Source organism: Flavobacterium sp. (genome assembly GCF_027484945.1).
Lineage (GTDB): Bacteria > Bacteroidota > Bacteroidia > Flavobacteriales > Flavobacteriaceae > Flavobacterium.
This window is the reverse complement of record NZ_JAIXRZ010000063.1, coordinates 1-22,699: the sequence shown is the minus strand read 5'-3', so window position 1 is coordinate 22,699 and position 22,699 is coordinate 1. Positions and strand designations below refer to the sequence as shown.

Genomic DNA, 22,699 nt, shown 5'->3' with positions numbered 1-22,699 from the left:
ATTTATTTTAAATTTTCCCAATACCAAGTTACTGCTTCTTTCAAGCCCGCGGCAAATTGATAGTTAGGTTGATAATTCAATAATTGTTTTGCTTTCTCAATACTCGCTTTTGAATGCGGAATATCTCCCACCCGATTGGGTCCGTAAATCACTTCAACATTTGCGATATCAGGGTCAAAAACCGAAAGATACGATTTTAACAATGTTACCATTTCATTTAATGTAGTTTGGTCCCCTACGGCAGTGTTGTAAACGGTATTGATAGCTTTATCATTAGTTGTAAACAAAGCCAATTCATTCATTTGAATCACATTGTCAATATAGGTAAAATCTCGGGAAAATGAACCATCGCCATTAATCACAGGTGACTCTTTTCTAACTAGCTGTTTAACAAATTTAGGGATTACAGCAGCATAAGCTCCACTGGGATCTTGTTTTCGGCCAAATACATTAAAATAGCGTAAACCGATAGTTGAAAGTCCATATGTTTTTCCAAAAATATCCGCATATAGTTCATTAACATACTTGGTTATTGCATAGGGTGACAATGGCTTTCCAATAACTTCTTCGACTTTTGGCAATTCAACAGAATCGCCATAGGTTGAGGAACTCGCTGCATAAACAAAACGCTTTACCCCAGCATCGCGGGAAGCAACCAACATATTTAAAAAACCGGTAACATTAACCGCATTGGTTGTAATGGGATCATGAATCGAACGTGGAACTGAGCCTAAAGCTGCTTGATGCAATACGTAATGGACATCAGAAACCGCTTGTTGACACGTTGAAAAATCACGAATATCTCCTTCGATAAAGGTAAAGTTATTGTGGCTCAAAAAAGGTTCGATATTATACTGATGTCCAGTTGAAAAATTATCTAACCCAACAATTTTGAAATCTTTTGACAAAAAGTATTCACACAAATTAGACCCAATAAATCCGGCCGCACCTGTAATTAAAATTGTAGGTTGGACATTGTTCCCCATAATTATTTGGCTTTACTTTTTGAAAAGAGATTTTTTATTTTTTGTAGTAAAGGCATTGGGGCGTCTTCTTCGTGATAACCGTTTGAATAATTGCCATAGCCGTATCCATAGCCATAGCCATAGCCATAGCCGTATCCTGTTCCATATTTCGCTTTGTTTTCAAATCCATTAAACACAATACTCACGTTGTGAAGTTCATCCCGTTGAACACGAGTATTAATCAAATTTACCATGTCTTTTTTGGTATAATTTTGGCGCATAACAAATAACGTTACATCAACAAACTCTGATAATTCTACAGCATCTGTAACCAATCCTACGGGTGGAGTATCTAAAATAATATAATCGTAATTATTTTTTAATTCCTTTATAAACTCCCGCATCGACTCACCCATAATTAGTTCTGAAGGATTGGGGGGAATTGGACCCGATGAAATCACATCCAAATACGGAATTTTGGTTTTTTGCACCACTTCATCCAACGATTTTTCTCCAATCAAATAATTTACAATACCCACTTTATTGTTCAAATTAAAATCTTCAAAGATTTTAGGTTTACGTAAATCAAGACCTACAATAACCGTTTTCTTTTCACTGATGGCAAATACGGTTGCAATATTGATAGAACAAAATGTCTTTCCTTCGCCCGATACTGAAGAGGTAATCATCAAGGTTTTAGTTCCGTCTTTTTGTTGTTTTTTATACAAAAACTGTAAAGAAGAACGAATTGCTCTAAAGGATTCGGACAATGCCGATTTTGGTTTTTCAAATACAGCTAAATTCGATGAAGTCTGTTTCAAACCAACCACACCAATTAAAGGTACTGAGGTTAGCGCATTAATATCCTCAACATTTTGAATAGCATTATTGATAAAGAAAATCAAAAACACGATTAACAAAGGCAACAACAACCCAACAAAAAGCGCAATCACATAGTTTACACCCGTTCGCGGACCAATTAATCCCCCACCTATATCTTTGGCGGGATCAATAAAATGGATATCGGAAAGATTAGCTGCTTTAACAATTTGTGCTTCATTGCGTTTTTGTAAATAGGCATCAATAACACTATTGCTTAAATTAAATTTTCGCGTAATACGAAGGTAATCTTGACTTTCTTCAGGCAATCGTTCAATCCTACCCTCCGACTGACTAATTTTGGAATTCACCTGATCATATTCTGTTCTAATGGCACTTTTAGCTGCAGCAGCATTTTCTAAAACAGATTTTTTAACTGCAGCGATCTCATTATCGATGTTATTAAACATCATTTCACTTTTTACTGCATAAGCCATTTCTGAACGACGGACCGACAAATCAATTAACTTTGCAACACTATTAATCAAATTTGGGTCATCAATTCCGGCAACTGAGGGTGCAGGTAATTTAGAATATTCTTTGCTGTTCATCAAGTAATTACTCAATGCATTGTAATAATTGATTTTACGCTTAATTAAATCGCGCGAAAGGTCGAGTTCTTGGATTTGATTTTGATACGTTTCTCCCCGCTTTTCAATCTCGATAACGTTGCGCCCTTTACTAAAATCTTTTAAATCGTTATTGGCATCTTTTAAATTTTGTTCCATCAATGTTAACGTGGTGTCGATATATTTGATGGTATTTTCTGCAAAAAGATTTTTACTTTCTAACTGCTTTTTCATCAACATCCGCACGGTTTCATTGAGGTAATCTACAATACGTGCTTTATTGGTCCCTTGTAACGACAATTTAATAATTGAACCCGCTTTCTCATCAATATTGACTTTTACATTGCGGTACTGAGTGACTACATCGTCAAAGGAATTCATTTTAACAAGGTACTTTTCCCCTACATAATTCCCTGGCATGTCTTTGATTTCTAAAGTAAAATTCAAAAAAGGAATGCGGACAGGCTGCCCAACTTTGAAACGTTTTACAAAAGTTCCAGAAACAACCGATTGACTCGACTTAATGTTAGTACTGTAGTTGATTAATGGCGCCGAATTGGAATTAAAAACTACCGATAATTCATATTCACTTAAGCTTTTAAACTCTATTGAAATCGGCATCCCAAAAAGTTGTTCTTTTGTTTTATCCAAATTGATGATAAACGGCGTGTAACCATAAACATCCTCTGTAAAATATTTATTTTCTTTCAAATAATCCACATAGAACGAAAGTTTATCTACAACTAGCTCATTATGAGAACGAGATTTCAAAGTTGTCGCAATGGTTTGCACTTGATCTGAAGTTCCTCCCCAATTAAAAATTAAACTGGTATTATTTGTAAACAATGGATTTTCTTGCTCTTTTACTGCAAGCGTAGTCTCTAAAGCATAGATTTTTTGCTTGCGAATATTGACTTGATACGCTACAAATAACGAAATCCCAAGACCTAAAACAAACCATTTCCAATAGCTTGCGGTTTTGATCAAAAAAGCTTTGAAGTCAAAACTATTTTGTTTTTCAAAAAAGGCAAAATCTTTAATATCTAACATTCTAGCATCTTAATTTTTAAGTAGAATAAAAAGTGTGGCCACTAAAGATAAGGAAGTAATCAACGTGGTTAATGTTTCGCGACCCGTTCCACCGGTACCCCATGATTTTTGCTTCAAAGGTTTTACATAAATCAAATCATTGGGTTGTAAGTAAAACACCGGAGAGCCCATCGCTGCGGCATCCGTTAAATCAATTGAATAGGTCTGAATTCCTCCAGGGTATTGGCGCAATACTTTTACGTCTTTACGATCACCTACCATCGTAATATCTCCTGCGTTTGATAATGCTTCAATAATATTTACGCGATCTTGATACAACACTTTAGATCCCGGATTATTGACTTCGCCATTGGCTGCAAATCGAAATCCAGCCAACTTTATACTCACAAACAATTGTGCTTCTTTCTTGAAATATTCATTCAACAATTTTGACTCAACTTTTATTCTTGCTTCCTCTACCGTATTACCTAATACATTCACTTCACCTAAAATAGGCAAACGAATATTTCCATGATCATCTACGGTATATCCATTAAAATACACATTTTCAATCGTAGGTGAGACGGTTGATTTAGTTAAACTAAATATCTCAACTAATTTTTCATCCAATGCTTTAATGGTGATGGAAACAACATCATTTACTTGTAAACGGTAGGGTTTAGCAGCCTCTACAACTTGATTTTCAACCTTTGGTGATTTGTTTTGAAGATATGTTAAATCGTTCGTTGGAACACAAGAAGAGAATAGCAACAACAAGAAGACGGAAAACGTCAGTAGTTTGGTTTTCATCAATTTTGTTTTAATGAACAAAGATAACTTTTCAAATGTAATATCAAAAGTGAAGTCCTAGTTTTCTCTAATTATTTTTAAGGGAATTTTCATAGGGAATTCGATGCAAAATACTGCGCCCTAAGGTAACCTCATCGGCATATTCCAACTCATCGCCTACGGCAATACCTCGAGCTATAGTTGCAATCTTTATGGAAGAATCTTTAATTTGTTTATAAATATAAAAATTGGTGGTATCACCCTCCATGGTTGAATTTAAGGCAAAAATCAATTCTTCCACAGTACCCGATTTCACTTTCGCAACTAGCGAAGCAATGTTCAACTGACTCGGTCCTACCCCATCTATTGGTGAAATTTTGCCTCCCAACACATGGTATACTCCTTTGAACTGATTGGTATTTTCAATAGCCATAACATCGCGTACATCTTCAACTACGCAAATAATCTGATGATTTCGCGCTGGATTACTACAAATTTCGCATAACGCAACATCGGAAATATTGTGGCAACTTTGACAAAATTTAATTTGGTCGCGCATTTCGGTCAATGCTTCCGCCAAAAAATGAGTATGTGTAGCAGGCTGTTTTAGTAAATGCAACACCAAGCGCAAGGCCGTACGTTTGCCAATTCCGGGCAATTGCGCCATTTCATTCACGGCCTTTTCCAATAATTTTGATGAAAATTCCATGCTACAAAAGTACATAATTTGAAAATCGTACTACTATTTTTGTACATTTCGACCTAAAAAAACAAATTATGAGTCCGCTACTTATTCTTTCCATCATCCTAGTTTACTTTGGAATTCTCATTTTTATCGCTTATCGGGTTAGTAAAAAAGGAACCGACAACGATACTTTTTTCAAAGCCAACAAAAATTCAAAATGGTATTTAGTGGCCTTTGGTATGATTGGCACAGCACTTTCGGGCGTAACCTTTATTTCGGTCCCGGGTGCCGTAGGCAATGAAGAAGCACAATTTTCCTACTTTCAATTTATTTTGGGGAATGCAATAGGATTTTTAATTATCGCCACCGTACTACTACCCTTATACTACCGGATGAATTTGACGTCAATTTACAGTTATATCGAACGGCGGTTGGGAACCGTAAGCTATAAAACGGCGGCTTCACTCTTTTTAATCAGTCGCACAATCGGATCGGCATTTCGTTTGTATTTGGTTGTTTTGGTATTGCAACGCTATGTTTTTGATGCCTTTTCTGTCCCTTTTGCAGCAACGGTATTAATTTCGCTCGGACTCATTTTTGCTTATACCTATCGCGGTGGATTAAAAACAATCATCATTACCGATACGTTGCAAACCTTTTTCTTAGTGACTTCTGTATTTCTAACCATCTATTTCATTTGTAGTAGCCTAAATTATAGTCCAACCCAAGCGTTTGAAGCCATAAAAAACAGTAGCTATTCGAAAATCTTTTTTTACGAAGATTACCTCAAAGGAAACTATTTTTGGAAACAGCTTTTAGGTGGAATTTTTGTTACCATTGCCATGGTGGGCTTGGATCAAGATTTAATGCAAAAAAACTTGAGCTGTGCCACAATTAAAGAAGCACAAAAAAACATGTTCACTTTTACTGGAATTTTTGTGATTATCAACCTCTTTTTCTTAAGTGTTGGGGCTTTATTGTATTTATATGCCCATCAAAATGGAATTGATATTCCAAAAATCAATAATGTAGCCCGAACCGATTTATTGTTTCCAGAAATTGCATTCCATCATTTAGAAATCATTCCGGCGGTTACCTTTTTGCTTGGACTCACAGCAGCGACATTTGCTACAACCGATAGTGCTTTAACTGCATTAACCACATCGTTTTGTGTTGATTTTCTTCAAATGGATAAAGTAGCAACTAACCGGTATTCACCTGAGGAGATGGTGAGACTGCGCCATTTGGTACATTTAGGATTTTCATTTTTACTTTTTATAGTCATCCTTTTATTTAATGTGCTTAACGATGATTCGGTTGTCAAAATGATATTTAAAGTCGCGAGTTATACCTACGGGCCGCTTTTAGGATTATATGGATTTGGCCTGTTTATGAAAACCAAAACCGTACGCGATCAGTGGGTACCGCTTGTTTGTGTTGTAGCACCTTTACTCTGTTGGTTATTAACTTACTATTCTAAAACACTTTTTGGAGCGTATCAGTTTGATAACGAATTGATTATTGTAAATGGTTTGTTTACGTTTATTGGCTTACTGTTCATCAGCAAACCGGCCGTATCAGAAACGCGTTTTTAATATTGATGCGTAGCCAATAATACCAGCGTACAAGCCACTTCGATTTGAATTCCATGCGAAGTCAAAAGTGCATAAAAAGCGGGGTTTTCAGTCCCTGGATTAAATAATACGCGACGTGGTTGGAGTCCAATTATATAATCATAATACATTTGTTGACGCGAAGGATTCAAATATAATGTCACGGTGTCTACCTCTTTGATATCCGGCAAACCCACCTGAATCAAGACACCATTTACAACTGCAACTTTTTGCCCAATAGCTAGCACTTCATGGTCGTGTTTTTGCAAACTTAATAGCGCTTGATAGCTGTATCGCTCTGGATTGGAAGAAGCTCCAATAATTAAGGTTTTCATACCTAATCATATTTTATTACTACAAAAATACAAGTAAAAGTTTGTTGCCTTACCTTTGCGCTATGAATGAATTCATTTTTCTTTTAGCGGCATTGTTTTCGGTATTGAATCCCATTGGAACAGTTCCAATTTTTGTTGCGCTAACACAAGACTACACCAAACGAGAGCGCTCAAAAGTATCGCTATGGACCGCAATCAATGTGTTTTTAATATTGATTATTTCCTATTTTGTTGGAGAATATGTGTTGACCTTTTTTGGAATTACAATTCCGGCCCTGCGTATTGCTGGAGGAATAATTATTGCAAGTTCTGGATTTGGTTTGCTTAATGGAAAATTCAGTCGCAACAAAGGTTTGGATAAAAAAGCAGAGGAAGAAGCACAACAACGCGACAGTATTGCCTTGACCCCATTGGCGATGCCTATGTTGGCCGGCCCCGGTTCAATTTCTCTTTTAATTGCTTATTACCAGGAGCATCATGAAACGAATGCCATTTTATCCTCCTGTTTGGCTATTTTGGCAGTAGCCCTATTAATTTTTCTAATCTTACGCAGTGCCCATTACTTAGCCAAATACTTGGGTGCTTCTGGAATTGTAGCGATTTCTCGCATTGTTGGATTTTTAACGATTGCTATTGGAATACAATATATTATTAGTGCCATTTCAAGCATTCTTCACGACCTAAATTTATAATTATGCGAATCGTAATTCTGTCCTTATTTGTTGCCTTAATCAGCATTTGCTGCAAGTCACCCCATCAAAATTTTAAAAAAAACAGTGCTGAACTAAACGAATTAGTAGCAATTATGCAAGGTCACTATACATCGGAAAAACAATCTATTTCCGATAAAGATTATTTCAACATTTCTTTACGGATGACTCCTATTTGGAGATCGAAGGGAAACTATTTGTTTGTCGAACAAGCAATTTACAACAAACAAGACCAACCCTACAGAGTCCGTATTTACAAATTAACACAACAAGGCGATAATTTCATTAGTTCAATTTATACCGTAAAGGATGAAAAAGCTTGGATAGGCAAATGGGCAACTCCAGAAGTTTATAACCAACTTACCGAAAATGATATCGAAATTAAAACCGGTTGTGAAGTAGTCTTAAATCGCGTTTCTAAAAACACATTTGAAGGCGCAACCGGAAATCAAACGTGCCCTAGTGAGTTACGCGGCGCAGGTTGGGCCAATTCAAAAGTAACTGTTACCGAGAACTCAATTCTTTCGTGGGACCAAGGTTTTGACAAAGAAGGCAAACAAGTTTGGGGAGCCACAAAAGGTGGCTATCAATTTATAAAAATGTAAACCCTCAAAATTATTTTAGCTTTTGGGTAAAAATACCTCGGCCATCATACAGCGTGCACTTCCACCTCCGCAAGCTTCTATAGTATCTAAACTCGAATGTAGAATCGTAACATGTTGTTCGATTTGAGCGATTTGCTTTTTGGTCAATGCCTTATAAGCAGCAGTGCTCATTACCAAATAACGTTTGCCATCAGCACCCTTCACTTCGAGCATATTACCTGCAAAATTATTGACTTGATCTTCTGAAATTAATATAATGTCTTTTTCATCACTTCGAAGCGAATCCAACACCATTTTGCGTTCTTTTTTATCGTCGATGCAATCGGCACAAATCACTGCAAAAGTAGCGCCTATGCACATCATTACATTCGTGTGGTAAATTAATTTACGATCACCCGCTACAGTTTGAAAGGCTTCAAAAATAACCGGGGTATATTCAAAATCTTCACAGAACTCGATTAACAACTCTTCATCAGCACGCGGTGATAATGCACAATACGCTTTTCCGTTTTGACGATCGAGCAATAAACTTCCCGTACCTTCCAAAAAAATATTGTCATCCTCCGCTGCGGTGTAGTCCATAATATCGTTTACTAAAAACCCTTTCGCTTCGAGTAGATCCAACACATCCTCACGACGTTCTGCACGCCTATTTTCGGCAAACATAGGATACAAAACCACGTCACCATTTTCATGAAACGAGATCCAATTATTCGGAAAAATACTATCGGGGGTATTAGGAGTTAAGGTATCATCAACAACGGTTACATCAACGCCAACCAATCGAAGTTTTTGGACAAAAGCATCAAATTCAACTTGTGCCTTTGCATTTACATTTTCGGGTGATAAACCGTCTATTACTTTTTGGTAATAATTATTGACTGCTGTTTGTTCGTTCATTCGAAACGCCACTGGGCGAATCATTAAGATAGCATTGGTCGTTTGATTCATATTAGATCATTTAGTTTGATTATTGTATTTATAGTAACGGATACTATAGATGTAAGAATTTTTGAATTGATTTTTAAATTGAGCTTCATAACTCAATATGATTATAAACCCAAAATATATTATAGCTTAATTTAATGAATAATTATTTTATTGGATGTCTCTTTTACTTTCCCGTTCTTTTAAGTATGGCAAATATAGTTTTATATAAAATATATGTATCTAAAATTATGCTTTGATTTTTGATATAAATACGATCATAAAGCATCATCTGTCTTATACTTGCACTTCGGAATCGAACTTGCATTAAGCCTGTAATACCCGGTAAAATTGAACTGCGAATCAATCTAGCTTCAGGACTAAACGTTTTAACAGACTCGATTTCTAAAGGTCTTGGGCCAATAAAAGCCATTTCACCTTTTAAAATATTAATCAGTTGAGGAATTTCATCTATACTTAATTGACGTAATAAACGCCCAAACTTTCCGGCAATTCTGGGATCATTTTTAATTACTCCTGTAGCTACCCATAATTTAGCAAACTCTTTATCTTTTTCTAGCATTTTCTCTAAAATTAGATTTGAATCTACAACCATAGTTCTTAATTTTAGAATTTTAAAAGGCTTTCCATTCTTGCCTTCTCTAACTTGCGAATAAAATATAGGCCCAGGATATTTTAACTTAATTATTAAAGCAATTAATAGTAGAAATGGAAGAAAAAAACATAAAATAATAAATGCAATTATTTTTGTCATATTTTATTTAGTAAATAAAATGTCTAACTATCATAAAAGCTTCTGCATATTTTACCCCAGATTGAGAACCTCGATATCGCATTTGATTTTCCAAATCTGAAGGGGTGCGTCCATTAAAAATTTCTGACACATAATTTCCCATAGCAGTTTTTTTATTATTAAAATCTATTTCATCTAGTAGAATATAACAATTTGGAGAAAATGAATTTTCAAATCCTTGATCGGTTGAGGTTAAAATTTCAAAACACATCACCGTTTTCAACTTTTTAAATGGTCGTGTAGAAATTTCTACCGCATTTGCTATAGCCCGATGAGCATGGTGCACATCGTACTTCCAATGGGATAAAATGATATCGGCCCAATCAACATAGGCTTCTATTAAATTAGCTATTTTTTGAATATTTAAAGACGCAATATCATCTTGGACCAATTCTTCCAAAATAACCGGAGTAACACCTAATTGTTTACATGCTAATTTAAAATGAGAAACCTCATCATTCCAGCTATAATTTTCCCTTTGATTAGTCCTTTTAAGCGGTAAAATCACTTTACATTCTGCTCCTAATCTTGAGGCCTTTGATAATAATCCACCACACCCTAAAGTTTCATCATCAGGATGAGCAATAACGACTAAAATTTTTTTTGCAATTAAATCCATTCAATTATAAAAATATGCTTCCACTACAAAATGTAGAAAAATTTTCATTCTATGTAGTGCTACCAAAGGATCTTTAATCTCTTACTAATGGCAAAGTTGAACATCGCAACAACCCTTCTTGCTTGGCTATTTCGGCATAGGGAATTTCTTCAACCGTAAATCCTTTACTGCGCAACCAATTATTTAATCGCGTAAAATTTCGTTCTGAAACGACTACATCCTCAGCAATTGAAAACACATTCGAATTCATGTGGTACATTTCATCACGTGTAATATGAAAGAGGTTTTCTTTACCAAACATTTTTAGCAAAAAAACGTAATCGGCCTCTTCGCGGAATCCACTTTTGTAAATAATTCCTTTGTCTTTCCCGACGGGCTGAAAACAACAATCTAAATGTAATGCATTGTCGCGCGCTTCCAATTTGGACTTTACCAAGTCAAATGCTTTCACTTTTTTGTTGGGAAATAAACTTTGAATATACTCCACTCCTTGTAAATTCGTACGTGCAGTAATATAATCCTTGTAATCAGAACCTTTATATGTGCCTATAAAAATATAGTCATTCCAAGGCATTACATCGCCCCCTTCAATATGGACTTCTTCTGGTGGGCGTTTTACTTTATTGGGATCCATTTGATCAATAATATATTGAATGGCCTCCAATTCCCGTTCTCGATCGGGTAAAATATTAGCTTTAATAAACGTATCGTCTATAACAAAGCCGATATCGCGGGAAAAAATTTGATTGTAGTTTTCGATGATTTCAGGGCGGTATACTTGTACATCGTACTTTTGAAACACTTGATTAAACGCTTCCATTTCATTGATCATATCAACTTCTATAGGGTAGGTTCCAGCGAGTATATGTTCTAGTGACTTTGGATCGTAGGCTTCTTCGGCGGTAGGTGTTGGTCCATTATTAACGGCAGTACCCAACACCACGGTCCTCAAGCGTGCGGTTTCATTTTTTACATTTAACGGTAGCATAATTTATTTATTGGCTTTTACAAATATAATAAAGCTCCGCCGAACGACGAAGCTTTATGAACAAGAAACATAATCGCTTAATTTTTGATTAACTTTTCAGTTAAAACTTCACCGTTGGTGCAATTAACGGTAATAAGATAAATTCCGTTAACATAGGCACTCACCTCTATTTTATGGCGACTAGAGGCCGAAATATTTTGTTGCATCACGATTTTTCCATCGATAGTTGTAATTGTAAAGGCATTGAATTCACCCTCATCAATTGCAATTTCAACCTGACTATGAGCAGGATTGGGGACCAAAGTGAATCCGATTCCAATACGTTCTAAATTAATTTCCTCAGGAATTAATTCTACCGAGACTGTATCATCATCCCGCTGGGTGGTTGGTGTGGATTTATATAAATAATCCCCACTACATCCTTCGGGATATGCCGCAAATTGAGATCCTGTAACCGCTTCAAATCCGGGTAATAATTCAACAAAATTAGCAGCGTGATAAATCACTCCGTTACCCAGACCGGAATTGCCTTGAGCGATCACATTGGAAGCCCGAATCCAATCTGAGCGTTCTTTTTGTATATCGGCGAGTTGTCCATTATTACTCGTGTCATCCACAGGAGAGGTCAACGATAGCGTGGCTAAACAACAATTATCAAACGTAACATCGGGTCCAATTGCAGCTGAAGAATCAGTAATGGTATAAAAAAATGCGCCTGCCGGACAGTTAACACTAAAAGTAGCTTCAATTTGAAACTCGAAATCGCCTTGAGGGTTAACTCCAAAAATTGTTGGAGGCAACGTAAAACAGAAATTACCCGAGGTAAGTTGCGAAGGTACATTTACCGAACCTACAACAGTTCCAGCTTGTGTTACTTGCAGAACCAAAGTGCTTAGTGTAGCATTGGCGGGCGGACTAAATGTACCGCAAACTTGAATTGGATCAGCAGCTGTATTTGATGGGCAATTCAACTGAATAGGATCAATATTTAAGGCTCCTAATTCGGGTGCACCACAAACAATACCACACACATTATCGATATAAACCGTTCCAAAGTGGGCTGAGGGCTGACAATCACTCACTGAAAACTCTAAAATTCCGGGTTGCCCCAATAATTCGCCTACATTTAAACGAGCACAAACCCAACCCGTATATAATATTCGGCGCGTGGACTTAATGGTAATTCGGTTGAACAAACAATTGTTTGGATTTGCGATGATACAAAACTCATCTACTACATTTCCGTTAAGATCTTTTACGCGTGCACGGAAATACGGCTGAATATCTTGTTCATGGTCGGGTTTATTATCCATGATTAACGAAAAGTTGAAATCCAACGTCGCTTCATTAATCACGGGAATATAACGCGAAACTGTAGACAAATCAGAAGAGCCCATTCCACCGGTATTGTTTAATTTAATACAACGCGTACCTCCATTTGTATTTAATGTAGGAACATTAACACCAAAACTGGCCAATACTGGATCGAACTGGCGGTAGTTGGGAGCATTACTATCGATTAAAGTAGCGCGCGAAGTAAAATTATTTACTGTTGGAGTAAGAACATTGGTTGTTGTTAAGGCAGTTGGTGTAGCGCAGGATTGAAAAAATGCAAGTCCGGACTGGGGTTGGGGATACAAATCTGCCCAAAAGGTATAACCAGCGGTTCCATCTTCAAAATCACCGTTAACACAATTTTGTTGCGTACTAACAGGAATTTCACCTGCCCGGAAATAAGCTGTTTTTTCTGGAAATTTGGTGAAAAATAATTTTCGCAATTCATTGCGTTTGGCAGCAATTAATGCTTTTTCAATTTCTGCGTCTGTAAAATCTTCATGAATTCTTAATTCTTCTATGGTTTGCACTGTCGTTAATTTTGACAAGCGGTATTTAGAAAAATTAGCTTCAATAAACTGTTCAACTTCCCGTTCAATTCCATTAGCTACTTCAATACGTTTATTCTCTTGGTCCAGGTATTCCTGAACTTGCGCTTGTCCAAAAGTTATATTCAAAAACAGAGCGCCAATACCAAGAAGGCAGTGAAACTTCTTCATGTTATTTTGTTTTTTGAATTAACAATGCTACTTGCGCTTTCAACGTATCAATTTCACTTTGTTGTTTTTGAATCGTTGTATTTTGTGCGGATAGTTTTTTATTTTGATCAATCACATAAAGCGTTAATTCTTCAATTTTCTCCATGTGTTTCGCTTGCATTTGCCCTAAATCAAGGCCTTCTTTTGCCAAAAATTCTGCAGAAGCTACCCCAGGTAAATGTTTGTTTTTTTGAATAAAAGCCTCCACCTCTTGTAAGGGCATAAGCTTGTAATCATTCTCAAAAACATAATCTGCCCAATTCGCTGAATTTCGTAAAGCCACTTTAACTTTTTCTGTTAAAATTCCGCCTTCAACATACAAGCGATAATCCCCCGTTGTTGTAGGATAAGCCGTTGTATTTCCGATATAGATTTTACCATTGCTAGTACTAGTAGCCGTATTAAACCAAATATTACGGCTATTCATATTCACAACCCGATTTGCACCAGTCGTAGTGTTTTGACTAATCGATCCGTTGGCAGTATACAAACTCGAATCGTTTGAACTAATTACATAAGGTGTATCGGTAGAACCAGTTCCTGTAACTGATATATTATCTCCCGCTGTTACAACCGTTTGTGGCAATGTTATCGAATTTCCATTGGAGATTGTTAATACATTTCCTGATACCGATAAATTTTGCTCATCTACTGATGAAGGTAAGGCAACAGAAGCACTTGCAACACCATTAACAAACGTCGTAAGTTGATTATTCTCAGAAACAATAGTCGTTACCGAATTAATAATTGGAGTACTTGAAGCCACACCATTTACGGTACTTGTAAGATTATTTTCATTGACCGCCAAAACATTTGTAGTCGCTACATTTTCCATAACAACATCGCCCGTAGCATTTACCGTTAAAAATTTATGAGCACTACTTGACGTCGTTGGGACAAATGCATTGGTTAGATTGGTAAAACGCAAACCTGATGAGCCCGCTGTTCCGTGTGTAATTTCTAATCGATTACGTGGAGTAGCCGTTCCAATACCAACATTCCCTTCTACCAACAAACCATTACTTGGGGCGGTAAAACCTGGAGCACTTGCTTTTGAAACATAATTTCTCCCTATAACAGCACCTCCATTAACCTCCAAACGATTGGATGCTAAAACATTATTACCCAATCCTAAACCAACAAATCCGGTTTTGGAAATGGTTAATCGTTGATTACCTACACCATCAGCAAAAATTAGAGTATTATTTGTGTCGTTGCCAACCAAATGCGATGAACTCGTTAAAGGCAGAACACTTACTTTTCCTAAAAATACATTACCGTTACCGCGCGTCAGATTTAAAGCAGTTTCGTTACCAATAAAAATATTATTGTTTCCAAAAAGCAAATGCCGAGGACTAGCATAGCCAATGGCAACATTCCCAAATCCAAAATTAGTCCGTAAGGCAGCATAACCCACTGCAGTATTGTTATTTCCCGGATTTCGAGGATCACCCATGGTACGGTGACCAATCGCAACATTAAAACTACCCGAAGTATTATTTTCTAAAGTTCGCGTTCCAAAAGCAGCATTGAGCGAACCTGTACTATTACTTTTCATAGCACTTGCGCCAAAGGCAGAATTAAACTCTCCCGTTGGACTTATTAACGCTTGTGTTCCAAATGCAGTATTGCTATTCCCTGTGTTATTGATTAAAGTATTAACTCCAAAACCACAATTATAACTTCCCGTATTAAAAGCACCTGTTTGTTGCCCATAAAACGTATTGTTTACGGCAGTTGTTGGCGTTTGTGCAACAACCATTAAAGCTGTAATTTGAAATAAAAACAACCAAACCAAAGTAATTTTATTCGTTTTCATAGGCTAAATTTATTAGAGGGGTGAGTTAATAATTAAGATTTTATTGATTCGATGTATATAAAACAAATGGTGTTCTATTTACACTTTCAAAAGTAAAGAATAAATCAATTAAAAAACGACAAAAAACACAAATAATCGATGTATTACATGTTTTTATTTTTTTTGAATTATATTTCTTACAATTTAGAGGTGTTCCAAAAAAAAACTCCCAATAGGGAGTTTATAAAAAAATTATGGATTATTAACGTTTCTCTAAATCAACAAAAGAACGTAAAGGATAGCCAGTGTAGACTTGTCGTGGTCTTCCGATTGGTTCTTTATTGACTCGCATTTCTTTCCATTGCGCAATCCAACCGGGTAAACGACCAATAGCAAACATAACCGTAAACATTTCTGTTGGAATACCTAATGCACGGTAAATAATACCCGAATAGAAATCAACGTTGGGGTATAAATTACGAGCTTTGAAATAATCATCCTCTAAAGCAACTTGTTCCAATTGTTTTGCTATTGCCAAAAGGGGATCATTAACGCCTAATTTTGCCAATACCTCGTCGGCTGCTTTTTTGATAATTTTTGCACGGGGGTCAAAATTTTTATAAACCCGATGGCCAAATCCCATCAAACGGAATGAATCATCTTTATCTTTTGCTTTTAAAACATACTTGGCTACGTCACCGCCATCGGCATTAATTTGCTCTAACATTTCTAATACAGCTTGATTGGCGCCGCCATGAAGTGGACCCCATAAAGCTGAAACCCCTGCAGAAATTGAAGCAAACAAACCTGCATGGGATGAACCCACAATACGCACTGTAGACGTCGAACAGTTTTGCTCGTGATCTGCATGGAGTATAAACAATTTATCCAACGCATCTACAATTACAGGATCCGTTTGATATGGACCGGTAGGCAACTCATACATTAAACGCATGAAGTTTTCTACATAGCCTTTCGTATTATCATAGTAATTTAATGGATAACCCATCGACTTGCGGTAGGTCCATGTTGCAATAACAATAAACTTCGCCATGGTTTTACAAACCGCCTCATACATTTCTTTTTCATTATCAACATTTACTGTTTTTGGATTAAACGCAGTTAATGCCGATGTTAAGGAAGAAAGAACACCCATTGGATGTGCTGATTTAGGAAAACCATCAATGATATTTTTCATTTCTTCATTAACTAAAGTGTACTTGCGAATATCCTCCTCAAATTGTTGCAATTGAGCAGCCGTTGGCAATTCACCAAAAATTAATAAAAATGAAACTTCAAGAAACGTAGCCTTTTCAGCCAATTCTTCAATGGAATAACCTCGATAACGAAGAATACCTTCCTCACCATCTAGAAATGTAATTTTACTTTCGCATGAACCGGAATTCTTATACCCTGGATCAATAGTTATAGCTCCAGTAAGTGCACGTAATTTTTCAATATCGATGGCGACTTCGTTTTCACTTCCAACGATTACTGGAAACGTATACTTTTGTCCATCCAACTCGATTGTTGCAGTTTTTGACATGATATAAATTGGGAATTAAATCAACTAATTATTAATTTAACAAATTTAGAGAATTCACATCGAATTAAAAAAGAAAGATTCTAACGATTTCGTTAAAAAAAGGATAAATTTTTCATATTATCTAGCTTACCCCCCGAAGCACGAAAATTGAAACACAAAAGTAGGTAATCATTAATCTTAAAAAAAAAAGGGAAGTATTACTCAATTAGACCGAATTGTATAAAAAATCGAATAAAAAACCCTACACATTGGCGTAGGGTTCTTAATGTTCAAATAGTTACTACGTTTATTTTTGTTTAAAGGCGTTAACACCCGGAAAATAGGCTGTTTCAGCTAATTCTTCTTCAATACGCAACAACTGGTTGTATTTGGCCATACGATCCGAACGGGACGCAGAACCGGTTTTAATTTGTCCGCAGTTTAAAGCTACCGCTAAGTCGGCAATAGTTGTATCTTCTGTCTCTCCTGACCGGTGCGACATTACCGAAGTATATCCCGCATTGTGTGCTTTGTTTACCGCTGCAATTGTTTCAGTGAGCGTACCGATTTGGTTTACTTTCACCAAAATGGAATTGGCAATTCCTTTTTCGATCCCTATTGACAATCGGTTTACGTTAGTTACAAATAAATCGTCTCCAACCAATTGTACTTTATCACCAATTAATTCAGTTAAATAGCTCCAACCTTCCCAATCATCTTCATACATTCCATCTTCTATCGAAATAATAGGGTAATTTGCGGCCAAAGAAGCTAAATATTCTGCTTGCTCTTTTGAAGAACGTACTTTTCCTGAAGCCCCTTCAAACTTACTGTAGTCATAGTTTCCATCAACATAAAATTCTGAAGCAGCACAATCTAAAGCAATCATGATTTCATCACCAAATTGATAACCAGCATTTTCCACTGCTTTTTTAATAGTATCTAATGCATCTTCTGTTCCACCTGGCAAATTGGGAGCAAAACCACCTTCATCTCCAACAGCAGTAGATAAATTACGATTGTGCAGTACTTTCTTTAAGTTGTGAAATATTTCAGTACCCATTTGCATTGCATGAGAAAATGATTTTGCTTTTACGGGCATGATCATAAACTCTTGAAATGCAATAGGCGCATCCGAATGAGATCCCCCATTGATAATATTCATCATAGGAACGGGCAATGTATTCGCAGAAACGCCTCCTACATATCGGTACAATGGTAACCCCAATTCATTAGCAGCTGCTTTAGCCACCGCAAGTGAAACACCTAATATAGCATTTGCTCCTAAATTGGATTTATTTGAGGTGCCATCCAAGTCAATCATGGTTTTGTCTATCCAATTCTGTTCAAAAACTGAAGTTCCAACCAGTGCAGCAGCAATTTTAGTATTTACATTTTTAACGGCATTTAAAACACCTTTGCCCAAATAATTACTACCACCATCACGTAATTCAACGGCCTCATGCTCTCCCGTTGAAGCTCCACTAGGAACAGCAGCACGTCCTAAAACTCCATTTTCTGTAATTACATCAACTTCAATTGTAGGATTACCTCGGGAATCCAAAATTTGACGTGCATGAACTTTAATTATAATACTCATTAGGTATGAATTTAATAGTTATTCAATAATAAAAAGCAAATTTAATTAATCGATCTGTACGAATTTATCAAAACTAAAAAAACTTATAAACGCAAACGTTTTAGCCATAGGCACGAAATTCGTATTAAAAAGACCATCGTTGAATAAAAATATTTATTTATGCATTTTCTTACTTTTAAATATTATTTATGCATTTAGTCGATTTTTATAGTGTTTAATCGAATAATTAATTGGTTGAAACCAGTTAAAGTTATTAATTTTAACGGTGAGAATAAAAAATCAATTATATTTAAGCATGAAAACCTTAGTCAAGATTAGTGTTTTTACGTGGCTACTCAGTGCTACATTTCTTCAGGCGCAAAATTATCGCAATGCCAAGGCGTATGTAACAGACTTTGGCAAAAACGAATTGTTTGTGAAGGAATCCTTAATGGAATATTCAAAATCTATTATTGACTTTACGCCCAACTCACGGGTTAATTCGACACTCGAACGTATTTATTTAAAATTGGAATCTTTAAATGAAAATTTATTGCGTAATGACATCGGAATTGATGGGGATACCGGATTACGCGATGCTTTTATCCAATTAAACCAAAAAACAGTTGCTTTATTAAAAAATAAATCCTTAAAACTAAACGACTATACTTTTCAAAGCGGATTACCCTATGCTGAAATTTTTAAAAACTACGCCTATAAAGAACAAGAAATAGCCCATTATTATGCGCAGATTTTAAGGTATGAACAGTCAAAAAAAGAATTTGGTTTAAAATACAATATTACTATTCGTCATTACAATAAGCGTAATGTTTTTGAATACAATGCCTACCAAAATTTGGTGTTTTACAAGATTAACATTTTAGATGATAAGTTGATTCAATTGCTTAAAAACCGCAACATTGAACAAGTCAGCGAATGCATCCACTACATGAATACTATATCGCAAGAGTTAAAAGCAAAAACAATTGCATACAAAAATGATTATGAAGATCAATCCTTGATTGAAGCCAATTTGGAATTTCTGCAATTTATCAGCAAACAGAACGAAATTATTTTTCCTCTATACCAAGAGTATGTTGCCGTATATGATACCTTTCAAAATACAAAGAAAAATTTCTTAGAACAAAATGATAATTCAAATGTTGAAGTTTACAATGCGGAAGTAGTTCGCTTTAATCGAATAAAAAACACTTTTTTTGACACGCTATACGATTTACAAGTCAAAAAAAGTGATTTAGTTAATCGATGGTATGTTACCAATAGTCTGTTCCTTAAAAACAATATTGAATTTGAGGATTTATACGATAAATTTACAACAACAGATTAAACCGTTTCTTTTTTATTAGCTTCAATTGCCGCAACAAATTCATCAAACAAATACGATGAATCATGTGGCCCTGGACTCGCTTCGGGGTGGTATTGAACCGAAAAACAATTTTTTGATTGCATTCGCATTCCTGCTACAGTATTATCATTTAAGTGATAATGGGTAATCATCAAATCAGGGTGTGCTTCTAATTCTTCGCGATTCACAGCAAATCCATGATTTTGCGACGTAATTTCTCCTTTTCCAGTTCGTATATTCATGACTGGATGATTTATCCCTCGGTGGCCATTAAACATTTTATAGGTTTTTACTCCATTGGCTAAGGCCAGTATTTGATGACCTAAACAAATGCCAAATACGGGTTTATTACTAGTAATCATTTGACGCGCTGTTTCTTGTACTTGAACCAATGGATCGGGATCACCAGGACCATTAGACAAAAAATAACCATCCGGATTAAATGCCGCTAATGACTCAAAAGCAGTGTCATAGGGAAATACTTTAATAAAGCAATCGCGTTTTGCTAAATTGCGTAAAATATTGCGTTTTATCCCCAAATCTAATGCGGCTATCTTAAAAGAAGCCGTGGAGTCTCCATAGGTATAGGCTTCTGTTGTTGAAACTTTTGAGGCCAATTCTAAGCCATTCATATCGGGAACTCGAGCTAACTGTTTTTTCAATTCTTCAATAGGTGTACCATCCGAACATATCACAGCATTTTGAGCGCCATTGTCTCGAATATAACTGACCAAAGCACGCGTATCTACATCGGCAATTGCAACTAAATTATGCTGCATAAAATAGTTCAATAAATCCCCTTCAGCGTCGGGTCGTGAATGAGTAAAACTAAAATTTTTACATACCAAGCCTGCTATTTTTATCCCATCCGATTCGGTTTCATTGGCATTAACCCCATAATTACCAATATGCGCATTGGTTGTAACCATAATCTGGCCAAAATAAGAAGGATCGGTAAACACTTCCTGATAGCCGGTCATACCGGTATTGAAACATACTTCACCAAAAGTAGTTCCAGAAATGCCAATAGATTTACCATAAAAAAGGGTACCATCAGCCAATAAAATAAGTGCTTGAGGACGAGTTGTGTATTTCATTTAAGTAGTGTTGTTGGACAAAATTAGGATTTAGAACTTATTTGAAAAAATTCTTTTATTAAACTTTATAAACAAAAAAAAGGATAAACTCGAAAGCTTATCCTTTATATTTAATGTGAATCATACATTATTCAGCACTTTCAGTAGTTTCTTCTGAAGCGGTTTCAGGAGCCTCTGGTGCAGCTTCAGCAGCAGGAGTAACAACTTCTACTTTTTTAGCTTTACCACCACTACGACGGCTTCTTCCTTTTTTCTCTTCTTTTTTACCACCGTTGTACAATTCGTTGAAATCTACCAATTCGATCATCGCCATATCCGCATTATCTCCCAAACGATTACCCAATTTAATAATACGAGTGTATCCTCCTGGACGATCTCCAACTTTAGCAGCAACATCTCTAAACAATTCAGCAACTGCGTATTTATTTCTTAAATAAGCGAAAACGATACGTCTATTGTGCGTAGAATCTTCTTTTGATTTAGTGATAAGTGGCTCTACAAATACTTTTAGAGCTTTAGCTTTAGCAACAGTTGTGTTGATACGTTTGTGCTCGATTAGAGAACAAGCCATATTGGCCAACATGGATTTTCTATGTCCGCTCTGTCTGCTTAAGTGATTTACTTTTTTACCGTGTCTCATTTTAAAATCTTTTTATTCAATAAAGCCCTAGTCTTTATCTAATTTATACTTTGACAAATCCATTCCGAAGGTTAGGTTTTTATTAGCAACCAACTCATCCAATTCCGTTAATGATTTTTTACCGAAATTGCGGAACTTCATCAAATCGTGTTTGTTAAAAGAAACCAAATCACCTAAAGTTTCTACTTCAGCAGCTTTTAAGCAATTTAGTGCGCGCACTGATAAATCCATATCAACCAGTTTGGTTTTCAATAATTGTCTCATGTGAAGCGATTCTTCATCATAGGTATCCGTTTGTGCTATTTCATCAGCTTCAAGTGTGATTCTTTCATCAGAGAAAAGCATAAAATGGTGAATCAAAACTTTTGCGGCTTCAGTAAGTGCATCTTTTGGATTAATTGAACCATCCGTTTTGATCTCGAAAACCAACTTTTCATAGTCCGTTTTTTGTTCAACACGGAAATTTTCGATAGCATACTTCACATTGATTACTGGAGTAAAAATAGAATCAATGAAAATAGTACCAAAGGCAGCATTTTGTCTTTTGTTTTCCTCAGCAGGTACATATCCACGTCCTTTTTCAATTGTTAATTCAAGATTGAAATTTACTTTTGAATCAAGGTTACAAATAACTAGTTCAGGATTTAAAACCTGAAATCCAGAGATGAATTTTTGGAAATCTCCTGCTGTAATTTGGTCTTTTCCGGATAAAGAAACGGTCACCGATTCATTATCAATATCTTCGATTTGTCGTTTGAAACGAACTTGTTTCAAATTCAAAACGATTTCTGTTACGTCTTCTACAACACCAGAGATAGTTGAAAACTCATGCTCAACACCCTCGATTCTTACAGAAGTAATTGCGTAACCTTCTAAAGCTGATAACATTACACGACGTAATGCGTTACCAACAGTCAATCCATATCCCGGTTCTAAAGGTCTGAACTCAAACTTCCCTTCAAAATCGGTAGAATCGATCATGATTACTTTGTCTGGTTTTTGAAAATTAAATAATGCCATAATTTCGACAGGTGTCAGTTATTATTTGTTGTACAACTCTACGATCAATTGTTC

20 protein-coding genes are annotated in these 22,699 nt (G+C 36.0%); 4 read left to right on the top strand and 16 right to left on the bottom strand.

Annotation, left to right across the window (positions count from 1 at the left end):
- Nucleotides 1-2: 2 nt before the first annotated feature.
- The 4 genes from Q0039_RS08955 to recR form a co-directional block, all read right to left on the bottom strand.
- A complete protein-coding gene (locus Q0039_RS08955) occupies nucleotides 3-986 on the bottom strand; it encodes an SDR family oxidoreductase (RefSeq protein ID WP_297511828.1) in 984 nt (327 codons plus the stop codon).
- Between the two features lie 2 nt (nucleotides 987-988).
- On the bottom strand, nucleotides 989-3,463 hold the full coding sequence (locus Q0039_RS08950) for a tyrosine-protein kinase (RefSeq protein ID WP_297511827.1): 2,475 nt from the start codon (nucleotides 3,461-3,463) through the stop codon (nucleotides 989-991).
- A gap of 9 nt (nucleotides 3,464-3,472) precedes the next feature.
- Nucleotides 3,473-4,252 (bottom strand): polysaccharide biosynthesis/export family protein, encoded by a 780-nt coding sequence (locus tag Q0039_RS08945; protein ID WP_297511825.1) that lies wholly within the window; start codon nucleotides 4,250-4,252, stop codon nucleotides 3,473-3,475.
- A gap of 67 nt (nucleotides 4,253-4,319) precedes the next feature.
- Entirely contained in the window at nucleotides 4,320-4,940 is a 621-nt protein-coding gene (gene recR / locus Q0039_RS08940) for a recombination mediator RecR (RefSeq protein WP_297511823.1), read from the bottom strand.
- 68 nt (nucleotides 4,941-5,008) lie between these two features.
- Between recR and Q0039_RS08935 the strand changes: the two genes are divergently transcribed.
- Complete coding sequence (locus Q0039_RS08935) at nucleotides 5,009-6,511, top strand: sodium:solute symporter (RefSeq protein WP_297511821.1); 1,503 nt, start codon at nucleotides 5,009-5,011, stop codon at nucleotides 6,509-6,511.
- On the opposite strand, the gene Q0039_RS08930 is transcribed toward Q0039_RS08935, so the two are convergent.
- Nucleotides 6,508-6,864, bottom strand: a complete 357-nt coding sequence (locus tag Q0039_RS08930; RefSeq protein ID WP_297511819.1) for a CoA-binding protein — start codon at nucleotides 6,862-6,864, stop codon at nucleotides 6,508-6,510. The two genes, Q0039_RS08935 and Q0039_RS08930, sit on opposite strands and share 4 nt — an antisense overlap.
- Before the next feature lie 62 nt (nucleotides 6,865-6,926).
- On the opposite strand from Q0039_RS08930, the gene Q0039_RS08925 reads away from it, so the two are divergent.
- Both Q0039_RS08925 and Q0039_RS08920 read left to right on the top strand, forming a co-directional pair.
- Complete coding sequence (locus Q0039_RS08925; protein ID WP_297511817.1) at nucleotides 6,927-7,556, top strand: MarC family NAAT transporter; 630 nt, start codon at nucleotides 6,927-6,929, stop codon at nucleotides 7,554-7,556.
- Between the two features lie 2 nt (nucleotides 7,557-7,558).
- Nucleotides 7,559-8,179, top strand: coding sequence for a chromophore lyase CpcT/CpeT (locus Q0039_RS08920; protein ID WP_297511816.1), 621 nt, complete (start codon nucleotides 7,559-7,561; stop codon nucleotides 8,177-8,179).
- A 15-nt stretch (nucleotides 8,180-8,194) separates the two neighbouring features.
- On the opposite strand, the gene ctlX is transcribed toward Q0039_RS08920, so the two are convergent.
- The 8 genes from ctlX to eno form a co-directional block, all read right to left on the bottom strand.
- Nucleotides 8,195-9,130 carry a citrulline utilization hydrolase CtlX gene (gene ctlX / locus Q0039_RS08915; protein ID WP_297511814.1) on the bottom strand — a complete coding sequence of 312 codons (936 nt, stop codon included), beginning with the start codon at nucleotides 9,128-9,130 and terminating at the stop codon, nucleotides 8,195-8,197.
- A 163-nt stretch (nucleotides 9,131-9,293) separates the two neighbouring features.
- Entirely contained in the window at nucleotides 9,294-9,881 is a 588-nt protein-coding gene (locus tag Q0039_RS08910) for a sugar transferase (protein WP_297511812.1), read from the bottom strand.
- Nucleotides 9,882-9,888: 7 nt separating this feature from the next.
- Nucleotides 9,889-10,539 carry a PIG-L family deacetylase gene (locus Q0039_RS08905; protein ID WP_297511809.1) on the bottom strand — a complete coding sequence of 217 codons (651 nt, stop codon included), beginning with the start codon at nucleotides 10,537-10,539 and terminating at the stop codon, nucleotides 9,889-9,891.
- Between the two features lie 73 nt (nucleotides 10,540-10,612).
- On the bottom strand, nucleotides 10,613-11,527 hold the full coding sequence (locus Q0039_RS08900) for an arginine deiminase family protein (RefSeq protein WP_297511807.1): 915 nt from the start codon (nucleotides 11,525-11,527) through the stop codon (nucleotides 10,613-10,615).
- A gap of 77 nt (nucleotides 11,528-11,604) precedes the next feature.
- Nucleotides 11,605-13,581: a 3-coathanger stack domain-containing protein gene (locus tag Q0039_RS08895; RefSeq protein WP_297511805.1), complete on the bottom strand. Its 1,977-nt coding sequence runs from the start codon at nucleotides 13,579-13,581 to the stop codon at nucleotides 11,605-11,607.
- Nucleotide 13,582: 1 nt separating this feature from the next.
- Entirely contained in the window at nucleotides 13,583-15,439 is a 1,857-nt protein-coding gene (locus tag Q0039_RS08890) for a hypothetical protein (RefSeq protein WP_297511804.1), read from the bottom strand.
- A gap of 241 nt (nucleotides 15,440-15,680) precedes the next feature.
- Nucleotides 15,681-16,964 (bottom strand): citrate synthase, encoded by a 1,284-nt coding sequence (locus tag Q0039_RS08885; RefSeq protein ID WP_297511802.1) that lies wholly within the window; start codon nucleotides 16,962-16,964, stop codon nucleotides 15,681-15,683.
- Between the two features lie 286 nt (nucleotides 16,965-17,250).
- Entirely contained in the window at nucleotides 17,251-18,543 is a 1,293-nt protein-coding gene (gene eno, locus Q0039_RS08880; protein ID WP_297511800.1) for a phosphopyruvate hydratase, read from the bottom strand.
- A 295-nt stretch (nucleotides 18,544-18,838) separates the two neighbouring features.
- On the opposite strand from eno, the gene Q0039_RS08875 reads away from it, so the two are divergent.
- Nucleotides 18,839-19,870 carry a hypothetical protein gene (locus Q0039_RS08875; protein ID WP_297511798.1) on the top strand — a complete coding sequence of 344 codons (1,032 nt, stop codon included), beginning with the start codon at nucleotides 18,839-18,841 and terminating at the stop codon, nucleotides 19,868-19,870.
- On the opposite strand, the gene carA is transcribed toward Q0039_RS08875, so the two are convergent.
- The 3 genes from carA to Q0039_RS08860 form a co-directional block, all read right to left on the bottom strand.
- Nucleotides 19,867-20,985 (bottom strand): glutamine-hydrolyzing carbamoyl-phosphate synthase small subunit, encoded by a 1,119-nt coding sequence (gene carA, locus Q0039_RS08870; protein WP_297511796.1) that lies wholly within the window; start codon nucleotides 20,983-20,985, stop codon nucleotides 19,867-19,869. The genes Q0039_RS08875 and carA overlap by 4 nt on opposite strands.
- A 127-nt stretch (nucleotides 20,986-21,112) precedes the next feature.
- Nucleotides 21,113-21,625: a 50S ribosomal protein L17 gene (gene rplQ / locus Q0039_RS08865; protein ID WP_297511794.1), complete on the bottom strand. Its 513-nt coding sequence runs from the start codon at nucleotides 21,623-21,625 to the stop codon at nucleotides 21,113-21,115.
- A 27-nt stretch (nucleotides 21,626-21,652) separates the two neighbouring features.
- On the bottom strand, nucleotides 21,653-22,645 hold the full coding sequence (locus tag Q0039_RS08860) for a DNA-directed RNA polymerase subunit alpha (protein WP_297511792.1): 993 nt from the start codon (nucleotides 22,643-22,645) through the stop codon (nucleotides 21,653-21,655).
- Between the last annotated feature and the right edge of the window lie 54 nt (nucleotides 22,646-22,699).

What these genes read in the sequence shown, in the direction of transcription:
- Q0039_RS08955 (WP_297511828.1), bottom strand. Translation starts at nt 986, where the DNA reads ATGGGGAACAATGTCCAACCTACAATTTTAATTACAGGTGCGGCCGGA.
- Q0039_RS08950 (WP_297511827.1), bottom strand. Translation starts at nt 3,463, where the DNA reads ATGTTAGATATTAAAGATTTTGCCTTTTTTGAAAAACAAAATAGTTTT.
- Q0039_RS08945 (WP_297511825.1), bottom strand. Translation starts at nt 4,252, where the DNA reads ATGAAAACCAAACTACTGACGTTTTCCGTCTTCTTGTTGTTGCTATTC.
- recR (WP_297511823.1), bottom strand. Translation starts at nt 4,940, where the DNA reads ATGGAATTTTCATCAAAATTATTGGAAAAGGCCGTGAATGAAATGGCG.
- Q0039_RS08935 (WP_297511821.1), top strand. Translation starts at nt 5,009, where the DNA reads ATGAGTCCGCTACTTATTCTTTCCATCATCCTAGTTTACTTTGGAATT.
- Q0039_RS08930 (WP_297511819.1), bottom strand. Translation starts at nt 6,864, where the DNA reads ATGAAAACCTTAATTATTGGAGCTTCTTCCAATCCAGAGCGATACAGC.
- Q0039_RS08925 (WP_297511817.1), top strand. Translation starts at nt 6,927, where the DNA reads ATGAATGAATTCATTTTTCTTTTAGCGGCATTGTTTTCGGTATTGAAT.
- Q0039_RS08920 (WP_297511816.1), top strand. Translation starts at nt 7,559, where the DNA reads ATGCGAATCGTAATTCTGTCCTTATTTGTTGCCTTAATCAGCATTTGC.
- ctlX (WP_297511814.1), bottom strand. Translation starts at nt 9,130, where the DNA reads ATGAATCAAACGACCAATGCTATCTTAATGATTCGCCCAGTGGCGTTT.
- Q0039_RS08910 (WP_297511812.1), bottom strand. Translation starts at nt 9,881, where the DNA reads ATGACAAAAATAATTGCATTTATTATTTTATGTTTTTTTCTTCCATTT.
- Q0039_RS08905 (WP_297511809.1), bottom strand. Translation starts at nt 10,539, where the DNA reads ATGGATTTAATTGCAAAAAAAATTTTAGTCGTTATTGCTCATCCTGAT.
- Q0039_RS08900 (WP_297511807.1), bottom strand. Translation starts at nt 11,527, where the DNA reads ATGCTACCGTTAAATGTAAAAAATGAAACCGCACGCTTGAGGACCGTG.
- Q0039_RS08895 (WP_297511805.1), bottom strand. Translation starts at nt 13,581, where the DNA reads ATGAAGAAGTTTCACTGCCTTCTTGGTATTGGCGCTCTGTTTTTGAAT.
- Q0039_RS08890 (WP_297511804.1), bottom strand. Translation starts at nt 15,439, where the DNA reads ATGAAAACGAATAAAATTACTTTGGTTTGGTTGTTTTTATTTCAAATT.
- Q0039_RS08885 (WP_297511802.1), bottom strand. Translation starts at nt 16,964, where the DNA reads ATGTCAAAAACTGCAACAATCGAGTTGGATGGACAAAAGTATACGTTT.
- eno (WP_297511800.1), bottom strand. Translation starts at nt 18,543, where the DNA reads ATGAGTATTATAATTAAAGTTCATGCACGTCAAATTTTGGATTCCCGA.
- Q0039_RS08875 (WP_297511798.1), top strand. Translation starts at nt 18,839, where the DNA reads ATGAAAACCTTAGTCAAGATTAGTGTTTTTACGTGGCTACTCAGTGCT.
- carA (WP_297511796.1), bottom strand. Translation starts at nt 20,985, where the DNA reads ATGAAATACACAACTCGTCCTCAAGCACTTATTTTATTGGCTGATGGT.
- rplQ (WP_297511794.1), bottom strand. Translation starts at nt 21,625, where the DNA reads ATGAGACACGGTAAAAAAGTAAATCACTTAAGCAGACAGAGCGGACAT.
- Q0039_RS08860 (WP_297511792.1), bottom strand. Translation starts at nt 22,645, where the DNA reads ATGGCATTATTTAATTTTCAAAAACCAGACAAAGTAATCATGATCGAT.